Genomic DNA, 14,054 nt, shown 5'->3' with positions numbered 1-14,054 from the left:
CGGGAGAGGGGGTATCGCGTCGGGGAGAGAGCTCGTTTTGCGGGAGAGGGGCTATCGGCTTGGGGAGATATCTCGCTTCGCGGGAGAGGGGCTATCGCTGCAATTCAGGATTTAGCCGCAGCTGCCGCGCGCACCGGCAGCGGCACATTGCAGATGTTGATGTGGCCGGCCGGCCGCTTGTAGAAATCGTCCTGGCGATTGCGCCGCGATTCGATCAGGTCGGCGAACAACGGCGTGTCGGTACGCAGCACTTCGATCTTGGCGCGCTCGGCCTGCGGCACGTCGGCGGCCAGGCGGATGGCGCGGATCGGCGTACGTTCGGCGGCGGTTTCGTAGAACCCCAGCGGGCCGGTGCCGCGCGGCAAGGCCGACAACAGCTCCATGCCCTGGATCACCCGGCCGACCGTGGTGATGTTGAGATCCAGATGGCGCGGTGATTGGCCGATCACCACATACAGCTCGGCGCCGTTGCTGGAATCGGCGGCCAGATCGCGACCGGCGCCGACGGTGCCGTAGCAATGCGCGAGCCAACTGTCGCCCTTGTCGGAATCGCGCGCGGCCGCAAACCCGGCGACGAAGCCGGCCTGCGGCGCCCAGCCGTCGGGATCGGGCAGCACGGTCATCGCCAGTCCCGCGCTCTTGCGCGAGAACTCGGCCGGCAGCTTGTTCTTGACGCCCTTGCCGAACGGCTTGCGCTTGGCCGGATTTTCGCTGTCGGCGTCGCCCCACTGCACCACGTAGTTGTCGTGCGAGCGATTGATGCTGAGCCCATTCCAATAACCGTTATGCGCCAGCGCGCGGATGTTGGCGACGTGCTCGGGCGCGAACTGCGGAGCCAACTCGATCACCACCCGGCCGCGCGCCAATTCCAGGTACAGCGTGTTGTCCGGATCCAGCGCGCGCCAGTCGGAGGCCTGGCTGGCGTCGATGACCTGCTGCATGGTGCGCGCCTTGGCCGGCGCGGCGGCGGGCGCGTTGGGCTGCGCGCTCAGCGGAGCGGCGATCGCCGCGCTCAGGGCCAGGGCGAGCAATGCGGTGGTGCGCTTGCGGTGCATGGACGATCTCCAGATCAGGATGGGCGGGCGCAGTCGCCGCAGATGAATCCGGCGAGGTCGCTGGGGCCGGGGGAACGGTGTTCGATCGCGAAGCAGCAGCGGCCGGGTCGCCGAAGCGTACTCCAGCCGGGCGCGGCCTGAACCGGGCGGGGACGGCACGCATCGGAAGTGCGGATGACTACTGGCACACTCGCTATACCGAACTTCGTAATAGCATCAGCTCCAGAGTAGTCCCGCCGCCCGAGGCCCCCGTGACCGAGCTCGACAGCCAATTGCGCAAGTTCCAGAAAGAGCTCAGCGCCGGCACCGTATCGCTGGCCTTGCTGGCGGTGCTGAGCGCGGCGCAGGAGCCGATGTACGGCTACCAGATCGCCAAGCGCCTGGAACGCGAGGGCGAGGGCGTGCTCAGCGGCAAGCAGAGCGCGCTGTACCCGGTGCTGCGCAATCTGGGCGCGGCGGGACTGCTGGACAGCTATGTCGAGCCGTCGGTGACCGGACCGCCACGGCGTTATTACCGCATCACCGAGACCGGCCAGGCCGTGCTGCACGAATGGGTGCAGGCCTGGCGCGCCACCCGCGATTCCGTCGATTCCGTACTCCAGGGGCTGATTGCATGAACGCCATAGCCGGTACAGGCCACTACCCGAACTCCGAGGCGTCCGCGGCTCAGGCGCAGGCCAGCTACGACAGCGATGCCTTGCCGCATTCGATCGCGCAATACCTCGAACGGCTGCGCGCGGCCTTGCGCGGCGCCGATCCGGCGTTGATCCAGGACGCGCTGTACGACGCGGAGGAGTATCTGCGCGCGGAAATGGCCGAGAACCCGGGCCAGAGCGAGGCCCAGGTGATCGCCGCGGTCGCCGGCAGCTACGGCGCGCCCGACGAGGTCGCCGACATCTACCGCGACACCGAGGTCAAGGTGCAGACCGCGTTGCGCGCGCCCAAGCCGGCGCCGCGCAAATCCATGCTCGGCCGCTTCTTCGGCGTTGCGCTGGAACCGCGCACCTACGGGGCGCTGTTCTACATGCTGCTGTCGCTGGCGACGGGCACTTTCTATTTCACCTGGATCAACATCGGCGTGTCGCTGTCGCTGGGCCTGCTGGTGCTGATCATCGGCGTGCCGCTGCTGATCCTGTTCGTGGGCTCGGTGCGGGTGCTGGCGCTGGTGGAAGGACGCCTGGTCGAGGTGATGCTCGGCGAGCGCATGCCGCGGCGGCCGCTGTACAGCAATCGCAATCGGCCGGTGCTGGAGCGGATCAAGGAGATGTTCACCGACCCGCGCACCTGGGGCACCTTGCTGTACATGATGCTGATGATGCCGCTGGGCACGTTGTACTTCACCCTGGCGGTGATCGGCCTGGCCTTGCCGTTGGTGTTGATCGCGCTGCCGTTCCTGAAGATGTTCGGCCTGATCGACGGCGCGATCATGATCGACGGCGTTTCCTGGCTCGGCGCATGGGAGCCTTGGCTGATGCCGTTGTTCTTCGTGGCTGGCATCTTGCTGTTGTTCGCGACGCTGCACGCCGCGCGCCTGATCGGCTACTCGCACGCGCAGTTGGCCAAGCACCTGCTAGTGCAGGGCGCGCAGCGCGACTGAGGCCGCCTCGCGCGAGCGGTGCGGACAACGAAGCCGGCCGCAGGGCCGGCTTCGTTGCGTCGACGGATCAATCGTTCCAGCACACCGATTTATAGGTCTGGAAGCTGGCCAGTTCGTTGCCGCGCATCGACACGCAGGCCGGATCGTTGGACGAGTTGGCCCGGCGGCAGATGTCGGCGCGGGTCGCACGGGCGCGGTCGATGTCCATGCGTCCGAACCGGCAGGAGCTGTCGGTGCGGATCGGGCAACGCTGATCCATCGCCGTCCACGACAGGTTCTCGGCGATTTCGGTTTCCCGGCATCGCACATGGTTCGGACCGGCGACCAGGCAGGTCTGGTCGCGCACCTGGAAGTCCCTGTCGACCATGCTGCGCGCCTGTCGGCACGGCGCGTCGGCCGCTTGCGAGGCGCTCGCGAACGACATCAGGGCGCAGGCCAGGGTGGCGAGTAAAACCTTCTTCATGCAGCTCTCCTTGCGATGCGGGACCTGGGGGAGAGGATGGCGCCGGCGGTCCCGCGACCGGACCATGCCGCGGCCGCTGTGCGGCTCAGGACTGTGAAAGGCAGGATTCGTGCAAGGACGGGCAGGCGAGGCGAGGCGCGAGCGGGCGTGCCGCATCCGCCGAACGTGATTTGTCGAGCGCGCTCTGCCGAGCGCGACCTGCTGTGCATGACCTGTTGAGCATGGGGTGAGCCATCCGTGGCCATCTGTGCCGGTTCCGATATCGATCGTGGCGCGGTGACGACCGTCCTGGTCGTGGTTCGCCGTGAGAGTCGCCCGCACGCGATGCGCGTGCGTGGCCGACCTGACAAGAAGTACGGATTCCGGCGCCGCGGCCGGACACGACCCATCGCATCCGGGGCGGCGAAGGCCGCCGCCGCGATTTATGCGCGCAACAACGCAATCGCGCCGGACGGGCCGGCGCGAAACGGTTCCGGCCCCGTGGCCGGCTCGGTCGACAGGACGGGCCGCGGCCCGCCGGTTACTTCGCCGCGTTCTTGGCGATGAAGTCGCGCACCTGCGGATACACTTGCTCGCGCCAGCGGCGGCCGCTGAAGATGCCGTAATGGCCGGCGCCGTCGACGGTGATGTGCTCGCGATCGTTCTTCGACACGCCGGTGCACAGCGTGTGCGCGGCGCGGGTCTGGCCCTGGCCGGAGATGTCGTCGAGCTCGCCTTCGATGGTCAGCAGCGCGGTGTTCTTGATCGCGCCGGGATTTACCCGCTCGCCGGCCACGTCCCACAGCCCGCGCGGCAACAGGTGTTGCTGGAACACAATGCGGATGGTGTCGAGGTAGTACTCGGCCGGCATGTCCAGCACGGCGTTGTATTCGTCGTAGAAGCGGCGGTGCGATTCGGCGTCTTCCAGATCGCCCTTGAGCAGATCCTGATAGAAATCCCAATGCGATTGGAAATGCCGTTCGGGATTCATCGCCATGAATCCGCCGTGCTGCAGGAAGCCCGGATAGACGCGGCGGCCGCGGCCGGGGAAGTTGGCCGGCACGTGATGGATCACGTTGTTTTCGAACCACCACAGCGGCTTGTGCACGGCCAGGTCGTTGACCTTGGTCGGACTTTCGCGCGTGTCGATCGGCCCGCCCATCATCACCAGCGAACGCGGGGTGGGTTCGCCGCGCGCGGCCATCAGCGACACCGCGGCCAGCACCGGCACGGTCGGTTGGCAGACGCTGATCACGTGCAGCGTGTCGGCGCCGATCAGGCGGATGAAATCCTGGATGTAGCCGATGTAGTCGTCGAGGGTGAAGGCGCCGTCCTGCGTCGGCACCATGCGCGCATCGACCCAGTCGGTGATGTAGACCTTGTGGTCGCGCAGCAGGGTCTTGACGGTGTCGCGCAGCAGGGTGCTGTGATGGCCCGACAGCGGCGCGACCACCAGCACCGGCGGATCGTCCTTGAGCTCGGCGATGTTGTCGGCGTCGTCGGCGTAGCGCTTGAAGCGCAGCAGCCGGCAGAACGGCTTGCGCTGCATTTCGCGTTCGATCACTGGATAGGCGTTGCCGTCGATCTGCACCGAATGGATGCCGAACTCGGGTTTCTCGTAGTCCTTGCCGATGCGGTAGAGCAATTCGTAGCCGGCGGCCAGGCGCGAGGCGCCGGGCACGCCCGACAGCCAACTGCCGGGCGCGGCGAACATCTTCGCGCCGGCGTCGGCCCAGTAGGTCATCGGGGCCATCCAGGCGCGGCCGAGTTCGTGCATTTGGTAAAGCAGCATCGGGTCGGACTCTCAGTGGCGGACGAACTGGCGCCGGAGCGTAACGGGTTCCGGCACGTGCGGTTTGCTGCGCCGCAGCATAGCGGATCGGGACAGCGGTCGCGTGAATGGCCCTCGGAGGCCGGATCGCGTATCAGGCGAGGGCGATACAGGTGGTCCCGGGAATCTCCTGCTTTCCAACTGTAGGAGCGGCGCGACCGCCATCCGGCCGGTCGCGTCGTGGCTGCGAGGGCGCAGTCGCGGCTCGCGCCGCTCCTACATCGGCGACACGAGGCTCAGCCGAGGGTCTCCAGTGCCGCGGTCCCCCCGCTCAGCGCCGGCGCCAGCCACAGGTGCGAGCCCAGCGCGGCGAATCCCTGCGCGGCGAAACGCTCGCGGTAGAACTTCGCCGGCCGGCGCTTGAAGCCGAGGGTGTCGCCCTCGATGCCGTCCTCGCGGGTGAAGGTCTCCAGGAACGCCACCCCGCCGCACAACTCGGCCAGGCCGGGCAGGCCGCGGTCGAGTTCGCGGGTGTCCAGGTAATGCAGCACGTCGCTGCAGATCAGCAGATCGGCCGGCGAGCACGGACGCAGGAACTCGAAATCGCCGAAGCGCGCCAGATGCAGGTTGCGGCTGCGACCGAAGCGCGCAGTCGCGTACTGGCTGCCGTCGAATCCCAGATACTGCAGGCGCGGGCGCAGCTTGAGCAGCGGCGCCCGCCACGGGCCTTCGCCGCAACCGATGTCGAGCACCGTGCGGATCGGACGCTCGAGGTGGTACTCGGCTGTGGCAACGGCAAGCGCGACCTTGCGCGCCAGCCGCGCGGCGCCGCCGATGGCCTGATCCTTCAGGGCCGGGTCGCGGTACCAGCGTTGGAAGTAATCGGCGTCGTACTGTTTGCTCATCGTGGCCGTGCGTTGCGGTGGAGCGTGGCATCCTAACGCGCCGGGCGGCGCCAGGCCGCCTCGCGCATCGGGCGCGACGCCGCCGCCATTCCTCCGTCACTGCCAGCCTGCCTTCAGGAAGCCCGCGATGAACGCCTATCTGTGGACCAAGACCTTCCATCTCGTGTTCGTGATCGCCTGGATGGCCTCGGTGTTCTATCTGCCGCGGATCCTGGTCAATATCGCCGAGGCCGGCGAGGAGCCGGCGGTGCGCGCGCGGCTGGTGTTGATGGGGCGCAAGCTGTATCGGTTCGGCCACATGATGTTCGGCCTGGCGTTCCTGTGCGGTTTGTTGATGTGGCAGGGCTATCGCGTGTTCGGCGACGGTTTGCCGCAGATGTTCGCGGTCGGCGGTTGGCTGCACGTCAAGCTGACTCTGGTCGCGGTGCTGCTGGTCTATTTCATCTTCACCGGGCGCTGGCTCAAGGGCGTGGACCAGGGGCGCGCGTTGCCGTCGTCGCGCACGCTGCGCTTGTTCAACGAGTTGCCGTTGCTGGCCTTGATCGCGATCGTCTGGTTGGTGTTGGCCAAGCCGTTCTGACGGCGCGGGCGGGCAGAGCGAATCCCCCTTAATCCCCCTTTTGCAAAGGGGAAGACTGCTTGCGTCGTTGCGTTTGGGTGGCGCGGCGGTCGCGGGTGGGCGTGGAGCGCGAACGAAAAACGGCGGCCTCGAAGGCCGCCGTTTCTTGTTTACGCCGGATGCGATTCAAAAACTCGCATCTGGCCCGAAGCCCGTGCCGCTCCCTTCTTTGAAAAAGGGAGCAGGGGATTCCGATCAGATCGCCGACAACCTCACTTGCTCTTGAAGTCATCCGCCTTGGGCAACATCACCGGCACCTTGTTCGCATCGCAATCGCCCTTCGCGCACAGCGCCGCGCGCAGGGTCGGTATCGATTGCAGCATGAAGTGGTAGATGGTGTTCTGCTCCACGCTGCCGCGCACCGCGCCGCTGCCCGGACCGCGCGCCCAGATGCCGACGTCGTCGCCGCCGTGGGTTTCGCTGCTGGTCGGTACCAGCGCTTCTTGCATGTAGTCCGGCGCCTGGGTGTCGACCTTGGTCAGGTCCGGCCGGCCCTTTTCGATTTCCTGCATGCCGCTGGCGGTGTGCGGGAAGGTGTGCGGACCTTCGGCCTGCTGCGAGCTGGCGCCGGTGTAACCCGGGCCGTTGCTGTAGTTGAGCGTGGTGTAGGGCTTGCCGAGCGCGTCGCGCGCGTAGTCGTTGGCGTCGCCGTCCTCGCCGCTGGTGCCGCGCACCTTGCCCAGCATCGGATTGCCGCGCACCGGGTAGCCGACGAAGCTCAGCGTGTGCGAGTGATCGGCGGTGACCAGAATCAAGGTGTCGTCCGCGGAGGTGGCCTTGTTGGCCGCTTCAACCGCTTCGCTCAAGGCGATGGTGTCGGTCAGCGCGCGATACGCATTGCCCATGTGGTGGGCGTGATCGATGCGGCCGCCCTCGACCAGCAGCACGAATCCCTTGTCGCCCTTGATCCGCTGCAGGCGCTCGATCGCCGCGACCGTCATTTCCGCCAGCGACGGCTCGCCCGCGCCGTCCTGCGGGCGGTCGTGGTCGAACTGCATGTGGTCGGGTTCGAACAGGCCGAACAGCGGCTGGTCCTTGGGCGCGGCGGCGAACTGCTTGGCGTTCCACACGTACTCGCCGCCGGGGTGACGCTGCTTCCAGGTCGCGATCAGGTCGCGGCCGTCCAAACGCTGGCCGACCTTGTCGTCGTATTCGGGATCGCGCTGTTCCACCGTCATGAAGTTGCCGCGGCCGCCGCCCATCAGCACGTCCGGGCCGTTGCCGTAAGGCGATTCGATCATCTGCCGGGCGATGTCGGTGCAACCTTGGGCCTTGGCCTTGTCGGGCAGGTCCATGTCGTTTTCCCAGTTGCGATCGGCCGAGTGGCTGAAGGTCGCGCCCGGGGTGGCGTGGGTGACGCGGGTGGTGGTGACCACGCCGGTGGCCAGGCCGCTGCCGGCGGCCAGTTCCCACAAGGTCAGCAGCGGCGTCGCCTGAGCGCCGGCGCAATCGCCGCGCGCCGGCTTCTGGCCGACGCTGAGCACGCCGGCACGGGTCTTCACGCCGGTGGCCATGGCGGTCATGGTGCCGGCCGAGTCGGGTGTCTGCGCGTCGGTGTTGTAGGTCTTGCTGAGTGCGGTCGCGGGGAAGCGTTCCCAGCTCAGCCGGTTCTCTTCGCCAGGCGTGCCCTTGAGCTGGCCGGCTAGGATGCGCGCGGCAGCGACCGTGGTCAGGCTCATGCCGTCGCCGACGAACAGAATCACGTTCTTGGCCTTGCCCGAGGCCGCGCCGCGCTGCGCGGCCTGGGCGGCGCCGTCGCGATACCACCACGCCGGGGTTTCCTCCTGCGGGTGCTTGATCGTCGGCACGTCGATGACGACGCCGGCCGACGGCGCGTCGGCGCGGGTGGCCGGCGTTGCGGACGCGCAGGCGGTCAGCAGCGCGGGGACGAAAAGGACGGAAGCGGAGCGCAGCTTGGACATGGGCGGGCCGGGCGTTGGGAATGACAAGCCGGCGATTATGCCCTGGACGTGTGACCGTGGCTGGGCGCTGGCGCCGGTTGCGCGAGCCTGAGTTTTGCCCTTCGTGGCGGTCTGGCGGGTAGAGGATTGGGACGTTGCGCTGGGCCGGTCGTGGCTCGCGCCGCTCCTACAGCAAGCCCATGTAGGGGCGGCGCGAGCCGCGACCGCGAATCCACAACAACCTCGCCACTACTCAGATCGCCATATCCAGGCGCCGATCCGCCCGATGCTCCAGAAAATTCACCACCAGCCCCAGCCCGATCACCGCCGCGGCCACCACCAAGACCTGATTCAAGCCGACCTGCCGCAACACCGCGCCGCCGATCAGCGAACCCAGGGCGATGCCGATGTTGTAGCCCGACACGGTCAGGCTGGAGGCGATCTCGGCCGAGCCCGGAATCAGCCGGCGCGAGATCTCGATTCCGTAATGACCCAGCGACGGCGTGGAGCTCATCGCGAACAAGCCCAGCACCAGGATGCCGGCATACGCGAACGAGGGCAGACCGATCAGGAAGTAGATCGCCAGGAACAAGCTTGCGATCAGCGCGTAGTTGAAACCGATGGTGCGCGACACGCCGAACCGCGCCGCGGCCATGCCGCCGAAGTGATTGCCCAGCACCACGCCGATGCCGAACAGCAACAGCAGGAAGTTCGCCGTGTCCTGGCTGTAGCCCAGCGAATCGATGATGAGCTTGGGCAGGTAGGTATAGGCGATGAAGTAACCGCCGAACAACAACACGATCTTCATCAATGCCGACAGCACGCGCGGATTGGAGATCACCTCGCCGAAACGGACCTGCTGCGATTCGATCTCGCGCGCGCCGGCCCGGGCCGGAATCCAGCGCCACATCGCCGCCGCGGCGATCAGATAGGCGCCGCCGAGCAGCCAGAAGGTGATCTGCCAGCGGTAGTGATCGCTGACGAAGCCCATGATCGGAATGCTCAGCACGATGGCGATGGTCAGGCCGGAAATCACCTGGGCCATGCCTTCGATGGTCGAGCGCGGACTGAGTTTGCCGGCCAACGGCATCGCCAGCGAGAAGAACAGGCCGTGGTTGGCGCCGAGCAACAAGCGCGCGGCCAACAGCAGGCCGAAGTGTTCCGTCATCGAGGCGAGCACGGTCAACACGCCGGCCACGCCCATTGACACCGCCAGGGTCAGCCGGGTGTCGTAACGCTGCAGCAACCGGGTCAGCAGCGGCGCGCCGAGGGTGACGCCGATGGCGTAGATCGCCACCAGCCAACCCAACTCGTCGCTGCTGCGATGCAGTTGATGGGTCAGCGAAGGAATCAGGCCGACGGTGCCGAACTCGGCCGAGCCGAGGGCGAAGGCGCCGAGGAGGAGGGCGAAGAGCGCTTTGTTCATAAGGAGTGGAGCAGGAGTGAAAAGCGGGGATGAGGGGAGCAGCGGGTGGAGCAGCGCAAGCAGGGGAGTCTCGAATCAACGAACCGAGCGCCGCCGCGACGACCCCGCCGTGCGCCCATCCATTCCCGATTCCCCACTGACGCTTTTCTTTTCCTGTTTCAATGGTGATATTCTATTGTTCCGATATTCGGAACTATGGAAAATATAGCAGCAGGCCCCGGCTTGTTGCAAGCTGTCGCCATGAGACCTCTGCATCACCCCGCCACCGACGACATCGAACTGACCACCGTGCTGTACGCGCTCGCCGATCCGGTGCGGTTGAGCCTGGTACGCGGGCTCAGCAAGGATCAGCCGGTGTCGTGCATCGGCGCCTGCATCGACGAGGAATTGCCGCGCGCGACGCTGTCGCGGCATTTCGATGTGCTGCGTTCGGCCGGTCTGGTCCATACCGTCAAATCCGGGACGCAAAATCTCAATACCCTGCGCTGCGACGATCTGGAGCGCCGCTTCCCGGGCTTGCTGAGCGCGATCCTGGACTGCGCGGGCGGCGTGCCGGCGGCGAAATATCCGGGCAGAGCGCCGGCGGCGCCGGTAAATCCCGTAGCCAAACCCGCGGCCAAACCCGCCGCACGCGCCCGTCGCGGCGAGCCGGCGCCCGCGCGCGCCGGCAAGGCCCGCGCATGAAAGCGCAGACCGCGATGCGGCGTTTTGCCGAAGCGGTTCACACTAATGAGGTTTGGTTGCCGGCTTATGCACTTCCATCAGCCGGCGCGATGGCGAAGCTGTTTATCGTGTCGTCCTTTCGCGCCGCCGCGCCGCGCGCGCCCCACGCTGCATTGATTGGATAGCCCCGCGATGAGTGCTCTGTTCTCGGCCTGGTTCCGCATTCCGTTCTGGCAACGCGTGGTCGGTGGCTTCGTGCTCGGCGCGCTGGCCGGCTGGGCCTTCGGTCATTCGGCTGAAACCTGGTTCGGTCCGCTGGGCGATCTGTACGTCACCTTGATCAAGATGATCGCGGTGCCGCTGGTGTTCTTCGCGGTGATCAACGCGGTGGCCTCGCTGCATGGGCAAAAATCGATCGCCGCGCTCGGCGGGCGCACGTTCGCGTGGTTCGCGCTGACCGCGGTGCTCGCGGTCGGCGTCGGGTTGGCGGTCGGTACGATCCTGCAACCCGGTACCGGCGTCATCGGCTTATCGATGGATTCGGCGTACAAGCCGCGCGACGTGCCCAGCGTGACCAAGGTGCTGCTGGACGTGGTGCCGAGCAATCCGTTCTACGCCTTGACCGGCATCGGCACGACCAAGAACGCGGCCGGCGAAACCGTACTCGCCGCGGGCAAGGGTTCGATCCTACCGGTGATCTTCTTCGCCGCGCTGCTCGGTTTCGCGATGGTCAAGCTCGGCGAAAAAATCGCCGGCGTGCGCAAGTTGGTCGGCGAGGCCAGCGAGCTGATGATCCAGGTCACCCGCTTCGTCCTGGAAGTCACCCCGATCGGCACCTTCGGCCTGATCGCCGCCCTGGTCGGCGCCTACGGTTTCGAAAAGCTGCTGCCGCTGGGCAATTTCGTGCTGGCGCTGTACCTGGCCTGCGGCATTCACATCGTCGTGGTCTACAGCGGCCTGTTGCTGGCGCACGGCCTGAACCCGCTCAAGTTCTTCCGCGGCGCCGCGCCGGGCATGCAGGTGGCGTTCGTGAGCTCGTCGAGCTTCGCCGCGATGCCGGTGGCGATGCGTTCGATCATCCATAACCTGGGCGTCAACAAGGATTACGCAGCGTTCGCTTCGCCGCTGGGCGCGAGCATCAAGATGGACGGCTGCGGCGCGATCTATCCGGCGCTGTGCGCGGTGTTCATCGCGCAATACACCGGTACGCCGCTCACCGCCGACCAGTATCTGATCGTGCTGATCGCCTCGGTGCTCGGCAGCTTCGGTACCGCCGGCGTTCCCGGCACGGCGGTGATCATGGCGACCGTGGTGCTTAGCGCCGCGGGTTTGCCGCTGGAGACCATCGGCTATCTGTACGCCATCGATCGCATCCTCGACATGATGCGCACCATGACCAACGTGACCGGGCAGATGCTGGTGCCGGTGCTGGTGGCGAAGGAAACCGGCCTGCTCGACCGCGCGGTGTACGAGGCCGCGCCGACCAACGTGGGCTTGGAAGAGGACAGGGCCACCTGATCGCGGCGGCGCGGTCCGCGAGGGCCGAAGCAAGGAACGACCTGGCGACGCATGCGCCGCGAGGTGTCGATGCAAGGAGGCGGGTCGGATGTCGATGGAAATCGTGTCGCGTCCGATGACGGACGAAGAGAAGCGGACCCTGGCCGCGAGTGTGCGGTTCCCGATTGCGCGGTTCAGGTGGACGATTTGGATCGCCCTGGGGCGCGCTGGCCTGATCGCCGCGGCGCTTATCCTGGTGCTGGTCAATGTCCTGTGGTTCGGCCGCGACTGGCTGCCGTCGTGCGCGGACGGATGCAGCCAATGGCTGGGCCCGCTGCAGTTGATCGTGCTGACGGCCGTGGTGTGCGCCACCAGCGAAATCCTGCTGGGCTTGTGGCCCCGTTGGCTGGATCGCGAGCGCATTCGCGCGGCCCGCGCCGATCTGCGCGCAGCCGTGATCGATGAAGAGCATTACCGATTCAGCGGCTGCGAATGTTTCGTGCATGCCGATGGCGAACGCGTAATGCAGTTACTGCGGATCGATCCCTCGCGCTGTCTTGAGGTATACGACTACGGCGAAGTCGGCGGCGATCCGGCCGACGACCGCATGCTCCCGCTGCTATGGCCTCGGGTAGGTGCGGTGCAGCGCCGGGCGCCGCGTTCGCGGACCGTGCTGTCGATTGCGTTCGAGGGTGCCGAACTGGCGTTCGTGCCGCAGTACGACGTGCCCAGCCGGGGTTGGCCGCCCGACCGGGCGGTCTGGGAGGTTCCGTGGGGCGAGGTGCGGCGGCGGCTGATGTCGGCCGGAGGCCTGACTGCGGCGGATGTGGCGCGAGCTCTGCGCTTGCGCGATCATCCGAACCGATCCGAATCGACCCGATCCGAATCGCGAGGACCGATATGAAGACGAGGATGATGTCCGGCGCATGCGCCCTGTGGCTGGCCGGTTGCGCGACCACCGCGCCGCAACCGCTTGTCGATCCCGGCCTCAGCGGCGCGGTCGGCGTGCGCTCGATCGACAAGCTGATGCCCAGCACCGACCGCATGCAGTTGGCCGACAACGAAACCTTCCAGATGCCGTTGGCCGAGGCCGGCAATTCGGTGCCGGCGTATCCGTCCGAACTGCTGGCGCACCGGCTGCCGCCGCAGACGGTGTGCCTGCGGGTGGCGATCGGTGCCGACGGCCGGGTCATGGACAGTCAGCCGATCGACGACGCCAAGGCCGGTTGCCCCGGCGGCAGCGGCCACGACCCACGTTTCATCGAAGCCGCGCGCACGGCGGCGGCGCAGTGGCGTTTCGATCCCGCGTTCCGCTGCGTCTACCCCGGTCCCAAGCCGGACGAACAGGGTTGCGTGACCGGCACCGAAGAAGCGGTCGCGGTGAGCCTGGCTTTCAGCTTCGTGTTCGAGCAGCAAGGCGGGAAGGGTTCGGTGCGGATCGGCGGTTGAGCGCGCGGTGCGTCGGCAGGCGCGGAAACTTTTGTGGGAGGGGCTTCAGCCCCGACGCTGTTCGCTCCGAAGCGGTGGTACGGCCCCGTCTGATCGAACAGCGTCGGGGCTGAAGCCCCTCCCACAAAAGCCAGACACCAATCGCTGCGGTTCCGCGCCTCGATATCGAATCGGGGGTGCCGCTCTCCACTCAGATCCGCGAAAACTTCCACGACACCATGCGTCCGTCGCGGTAGGGCATCACCCCGTGGAACGGACGCGGGTCGGCGTCGAACACCAGCGGCAGGAACTCGCGATCGCCTTCCCACATCGGCAGTTCGTGCAGGCGCTCGATGTCGACCCATTCCAGCGTGCCTTCCGGATTGCTCGCGAACGGCGCGCCTTCGAAGGCGGTGATGGTGAACACGAAGCCCAGCCAGTCTTCGCCGTGCTTGCCGAAGCCCGGCCAGCTGATCGTGCCGCGCAGTTGCATCGCGGTGCAGTCGATCCCGGCCTCTTCGAAGATTTCCCGGCGCATGCCGGCGACCACGTCCTCGTCGGCTTCGAGCTTGCCGCCCAGGCCGTTGTATTTGCCCAGTTGGTGATCGTCGGGGCGGGCGTTGCGATGGACCATCAGCACTTGGCGGCCATCGGGCGAGATCACGTAGCCCAGGGTGGCCACGATAGGCGTATACGGCATCGGCGGATCGGTATCGGAAAGGACGCAGCGCGACTGCAGGCGCACAGTGT

The 14,054-nt window shown here is 66.9% G+C and carries 15 protein-coding genes; 8 read left to right on the top strand and 7 right to left on the bottom strand.

The annotated features are described in order from the left end of the window. Nucleotides 1–104: 104 nt before the first annotated feature. Nucleotides 105–1,055, bottom strand: a complete 951-nt coding sequence (locus ACTOWJ_RS02525; protein ID WP_441332996.1) for a peptidylprolyl isomerase — start codon at nt 1,053–1,055, stop codon at nt 105–107. 251 nt (nt 1,056–1,306) lie between these two features. Between ACTOWJ_RS02525 and ACTOWJ_RS02520 the strand changes: the two genes are divergently transcribed. Both ACTOWJ_RS02520 and ACTOWJ_RS02515 read left to right on the top strand, forming a co-directional pair. Then, nucleotides 1,307–1,672, top strand: coding sequence for a PadR family transcriptional regulator (locus tag ACTOWJ_RS02520; RefSeq protein ID WP_441332995.1), 366 nt, complete (start codon nt 1,307–1,309; stop codon nt 1,670–1,672). Beyond that, nucleotides 1,669–2,652: a sensor domain-containing protein gene (locus ACTOWJ_RS02515; protein ID WP_441332994.1), complete on the top strand. Its 984-nt coding sequence runs from the start codon at nt 1,669–1,671 to the stop codon at nt 2,650–2,652. Before ACTOWJ_RS02520 ends, ACTOWJ_RS02515 begins: the two co-directional genes overlap by 4 nt. 67 nt (nt 2,653–2,719) lie before the next feature. Here ACTOWJ_RS02515 and ACTOWJ_RS02510 read toward each other — a convergent pair whose 3' ends face one another. The 3 genes from ACTOWJ_RS02510 to ACTOWJ_RS02500 form a co-directional block, all read right to left on the bottom strand. Next, the gene (locus tag ACTOWJ_RS02510; protein ID WP_441332993.1) at nt 2,720–3,115 is read right to left on the bottom strand and encodes a hypothetical protein; all 396 of its coding nucleotides are present in this window, start codon (nt 3,113–3,115) and stop codon (nt 2,720–2,722) included. A 520-nt stretch (nt 3,116–3,635) separates the two neighbouring features. Beyond that, on the bottom strand, nt 3,636–4,883 hold the full coding sequence (locus ACTOWJ_RS02505) for a polyhydroxyalkanoate depolymerase (RefSeq protein WP_441333076.1): 1,248 nt from the start codon (nt 4,881–4,883) through the stop codon (nt 3,636–3,638). A gap of 278 nt (nt 4,884–5,161) precedes the next feature. Beyond that, entirely contained in the window at nt 5,162–5,770 is a 609-nt protein-coding gene (locus ACTOWJ_RS02500) for a class I SAM-dependent DNA methyltransferase (RefSeq protein ID WP_441332992.1), read from the bottom strand. Between the two features lie 127 nt (nt 5,771–5,897). On the opposite strand from ACTOWJ_RS02500, the gene ACTOWJ_RS02495 reads away from it, so the two are divergent. After that, a complete protein-coding gene (locus ACTOWJ_RS02495; protein ID WP_441332991.1) occupies nt 5,898–6,350 on the top strand; it encodes a CopD family protein in 453 nt (150 codons plus the stop codon). Between the two features lie 251 nt (nt 6,351–6,601). Here ACTOWJ_RS02495 and ACTOWJ_RS02490 read toward each other — a convergent pair whose 3' ends face one another. Together ACTOWJ_RS02490 and ACTOWJ_RS02485 are read right to left on the bottom strand one after the other, a co-directional pair. Continuing rightward, nucleotides 6,602–8,311 carry an alkaline phosphatase gene (locus tag ACTOWJ_RS02490; protein WP_441332990.1) on the bottom strand — a complete coding sequence of 570 codons (1,710 nt, stop codon included), beginning with the start codon at nt 8,309–8,311 and terminating at the stop codon, nt 6,602–6,604. A gap of 232 nt (nt 8,312–8,543) precedes the next feature. Beyond that, on the bottom strand, nt 8,544–9,716 hold the full coding sequence (locus ACTOWJ_RS02485; protein WP_441332989.1) for an MFS transporter: 1,173 nt from the start codon (nt 9,714–9,716) through the stop codon (nt 8,544–8,546). 240 nt (nt 9,717–9,956) lie between these two features. Here ACTOWJ_RS02485 and ACTOWJ_RS02480 point away from each other — a divergent pair, with 240 nt between their 5' ends. The 5 genes from ACTOWJ_RS02480 to ACTOWJ_RS02460 all read left to right on the top strand — a co-directional run bounded on the left by ACTOWJ_RS02480 (nt 9,957) and on the right by ACTOWJ_RS02460 (nt 13,325). Next, entirely contained in the window at nt 9,957–10,400 is a 444-nt protein-coding gene (locus ACTOWJ_RS02480; protein WP_441332988.1) for an ArsR/SmtB family transcription factor, read from the top strand. After that, on the top strand, nt 10,397–10,564 hold the full coding sequence (locus ACTOWJ_RS02475) for a hypothetical protein (RefSeq protein ID WP_441332987.1): 168 nt from the start codon (nt 10,397–10,399) through the stop codon (nt 10,562–10,564). Before ACTOWJ_RS02480 ends, ACTOWJ_RS02475 begins: the two co-directional genes overlap by 4 nt. Before the next feature lie 7 nt (nt 10,565–10,571). Next, entirely contained in the window at nt 10,572–11,897 is a 1,326-nt protein-coding gene (locus ACTOWJ_RS02470) for a dicarboxylate/amino acid:cation symporter (RefSeq protein ID WP_441332986.1), read from the top strand. Between the two features lie 88 nt (nt 11,898–11,985). Beyond that, on the top strand, nt 11,986–12,780 hold the full coding sequence (locus tag ACTOWJ_RS02465) for a hypothetical protein (protein ID WP_441332985.1): 795 nt from the start codon (nt 11,986–11,988) through the stop codon (nt 12,778–12,780). Between the two features lie 8 nt (nt 12,781–12,788). After that, on the top strand, nt 12,789–13,325 hold the full coding sequence (locus ACTOWJ_RS02460; protein WP_441332984.1) for a hypothetical protein: 537 nt from the start codon (nt 12,789–12,791) through the stop codon (nt 13,323–13,325). Between the two features lie 190 nt (nt 13,326–13,515). Here the strand turns inward: ACTOWJ_RS02460 and ACTOWJ_RS02455 are convergent, their stop codons facing one another. Further along, nucleotides 13,516–14,004 (bottom strand): NUDIX hydrolase, encoded by a 489-nt coding sequence (locus ACTOWJ_RS02455; protein WP_215056417.1) that lies wholly within the window; start codon nt 14,002–14,004, stop codon nt 13,516–13,518. Nucleotides 14,005–14,054: the final 50 nt, after the last annotated feature.

Origin of the sequence: Lysobacter sp. CA199 (genome assembly GCF_052078715.1) — a bacterium.
Classification (GTDB): Bacteria; Pseudomonadota; Gammaproteobacteria; order Xanthomonadales; family Xanthomonadaceae; genus Lysobacter.
Note: the sequence above shows the minus strand (reverse complement) of the source record. Positions and strands in the feature narration are given on the sequence as shown.